Source organism: Microcystis sp. LE19-10.1B (assembly GCF_027530565.1).
In the GTDB taxonomy this organism is placed as follows: domain Bacteria; phylum Cyanobacteriota; class Cyanobacteriia; order Cyanobacteriales; family Microcystaceae; genus Microcystis; species Microcystis aeruginosa.
Genome location: NZ_JAPZQM010000714.1, coordinates 1 through 3,447, shown reverse-complemented (window position 1 = coordinate 3,447; position 3,447 = coordinate 1). Strand labels below are relative to the sequence as shown.

General features: G+C 50.9%; 1 protein-coding gene. It reads right to left on the bottom strand.

Annotated features, from left to right (window positions below; translation table 11 throughout):
* On the bottom strand, positions 1 to 3,447 hold a 3,447-nt coding region (locus O9332_RS25300; protein ID WP_288027850.1), incomplete at both ends, for a Calx-beta domain-containing protein.

Below are 3,447 nucleotides of genomic sequence, written 5' to 3'. Positions count from 1 at the left end.
TCATTACCTCCCACTCCAGCCAGGGCATCGGCAAAGCTTGTCCCGACCAAGTTGTTATTAGCTGAGTTACCATCATTGTCAAGAATGGTGGCCGTAGCCGTGTCGGGTCCACTGATAGTGTAGCCGGCGGGGGCGGTAATTTTGGTGATGATCGTTTCACTGGGATCACTCAAGAGGTCATCTTTGGTGGGCAGAGTGATGGTAGCTGTGGGGGAAAGTGCCGCAAAGGTGACGGTATTAGGAGTAGTGCCTGTATAGTCAACACCTGGAGTCGCTGTCCCCGCTAGGGTGTAGTTAACGGTTAAGGCACTGGAGAGGTCGCCGGTGCGGGTGAGGGTAAAGACACTGCTTACTGAACCGGCTTCGTTACCATCGGTGGTTTTCACCAGAGTGAGGATGCCAAGGTCGTCATCGATGATTGTCGCCGTCGCCGTGTCAGGTCCACTGATAGTGTAGCCGACGGGGGCGGTAATTTTGCTGATGATCGTTTCACTGGGATCTACCACACTATCGTCGATGGTGGGCAGAGTGATGGTGGCTTTGTCCGCACCTGCCGCAAAGGTGGCTTGGCCTAAACTGGGATCATTGTAGTCGCTGCCGAGGGTAGCAGTACCCGCCAGGGTGTAGTTGACGGTTAAGGCACTGGAGAGGTCGCCGGTACGGGTGAGGGTAAAGACACTGCTTACTGAACCGGCTTCGTTACCATCGGTGGTTTTGGCGATTGAGATTGATTTTGTCGCGGTACCCGTATTCAGAATTAACTGCACATCTCCTACAAAACCTTCTGAAAAACCAAAGACGTACTCGCTGTTGTCAATCGTATCCAGAGTTGTCAATAAACCACCGAGGGCAAAGGCTTGACCACTTTTGGCTGTCAAGGCACTGATGGCGGCGGCGTTGAGGTCAATGGTACGAAACTGGTTATCGTCTCCATTGGTGTAGGTTCGGCTGCCATAAATAGCACCATCTCCTAAGTCAGCATAAATCGCCGTTTTACCGCTTCCCCCCGCCGTTAAGGTGGGTACCGCCGTCGTGACATCCCGTAACTCATAGGTTTCACTTGGTTGCGGACTATTGTAGTCATAGGTGTTCACCTTCAGTTGAGCGCTGATAATCGGGGCGGTCAACGTCGGCAGATTGAAAGTAAACCAGTTGCGGTGAAGTAAACTCAAATCTCCCACAAAATAATTAGTATTACCAGGATCGTGGTATCCTGTGACATCGTACCATCCCGTATCTGCCGCATCCAGGGTGATTGTGTTCAGAGGCGGCTCATCGTCAGCAATGCTTACAGTTGCACTGGCGGCTAGGTTGCCATTACCTTGACTTGCTGTAGCGGAGCCAGACTTATTGCCTAAACTGCCGGGGGTATAACTAGAGCCGGCTAAGACGGTGAGGGTGGCGGTTTCCGTGCCTTCTACGAGGGTGTCGTCAATGACATTGAGGTCAACCGTTGCGGTGGAAAAACCCGATTTAAAAGTTACCGTGGCTGGAATGGCAGTGTAATCCTTGCCATTGGTTGCCGTGCCGCTCATGGCGATATTCACCGTCAAGTCGCTGGTGGTGTCACCGGTGCGAGTGAGGGTATATTGACCATTGTTGGCGGGTTCACCAGCCACGGCATCGTTGGCTACTACTGTGATTACAGGTAAGGTAACACCGCCATCACCATAGATTTTGACATCATCAAGGTTCCACGAACTTACTGTAAATACACCAGAGCCACCAACATTGAACCCGAAACGAATTTGAGTTGAGGCACTCTTGTGGGCGCTAATATCAAATTGTTGAGGGGTCCAAGCGTTATCTTGGACTCCTGGAGCCTCGTCGAAATTGCTAGGCAAAAGATTGACCCAGCTAGAACCGTTGAATATCTCAACTTTGTTCTGCATATAGGGAGTGTAGTCACTATTGAGCCAACGGGCAAATTCAAAGAACAACTGATTGGCCGTGCTGGTGTTGATAACCGGACTGGTTAAATAATAGAAGTCGTGCAAGGCTGTAGAGGCATTTCCACCAATAACAACCCCAGCTACACCATTATCGGCTGTGGGAGTATTGTCCGTTCCGGGATCAGGGTTCCCATATACGTGACCTGTAGAAGCTGTGGCCGCACCGATTTGCCATTCTGTACCCAGAGTCCAACCCTTGCTGTTATTGGCAAAATCATCCCAGAAGTAGGTGGTAAAGTCGTTATCGATGATCGTCGCCGTAGCCGTGTCGGGTCCACTAATAGTGTAGCCGGCGGGGGCGGTAATTTTGCTGATGATCGTTTCACTGGGATCTACCACACTATCGTCGATGGTGGGCAGAGTGATGGTGGCTGTGGATGAACCTGCCGCAAAGGTGGCTTGGCCTAAACTGGGATCATTGTAGTCGCTGCCGAGGGTAGCAGTACCCGCCAGGGTGTAGTTAACCGTTAAGGCACTGGAGAGGTCGCCGGTGCGGGTGAGGGTAAAGACACTGCTCACGGAACCGGCTTCCTTACCGTCGGTGGTTTTGGCGATTGAGATTGATTTTGTCGTCATCCCCCCATCACCATAGATTTTGACATCATCAAGGTTCCACGAACTTACTGTAAATACATCAGAACTACCAACATTGACCCCGAAACGAATTTGAGTTGAGGCACTCTTGTGGGCACTAATATCAAATTGTTGAGGGGTCCAAGCGTTATCTTGGACTCCTGGAGCCTCGTCGAAATTGTTAGGCAAAAGATTGACCCAGCTAGAACCGTTGAATATCTCAACTTTGTTCTGCAGAAAGGGCGTGTAGTCACTATTGAGCCAACGGGCAAATTCAAAGAACAACTGATTGGCCGTGCTGGTGTTGATAACCGGACTGGTTAAATAATAGAAGCCGTGCAAGGCTGTAGAGGCATTTCCACCAATAACAACCCCAGCTACACCATTATCGGCTGTGGGAGTATTGTCCGTTCCGGGATCAGGGTTCCCATATACGTGACCTGTAGAAGCTGTGGCAGCACCGATTTGCCATTCTGTACCCAGAGTCCAACCCTTGCTGTTATTGGCAAAATCATCCCAGAAGTAGGTGGTAAATCCTTCCTCAGAAATAATAGTTCCCGTTGCTGTATTAGGAGAACCACCAATGTAGCCCGTCCCAGAATTGACGGTTAAAATAACTGATTCGCTGTTTTCCTGTACGGTGTCAGCAATGGGATCAACCACGACCGTTGCCGTTGTCGCACCGGCGGCAAAAGTGACGGTTCCCAATTTCGTCGTCGGGTCGAAGGTGACACCACTACCTGTTAATACGTTGTAATCGGCTGGGTAGCTTCCCACCGGGGCGGCGTTGGCTATGCCACTCGCCCCGAAGTTAACGGTCAGGGGAGAACTCAGGTTTAAGTTAGTGCGAGTAAAGGTGTAAACTAAGTTAGTCGTACCGTCTTCCTGCACACTGGCCGGGCTGACACTGACGGTTACGGAA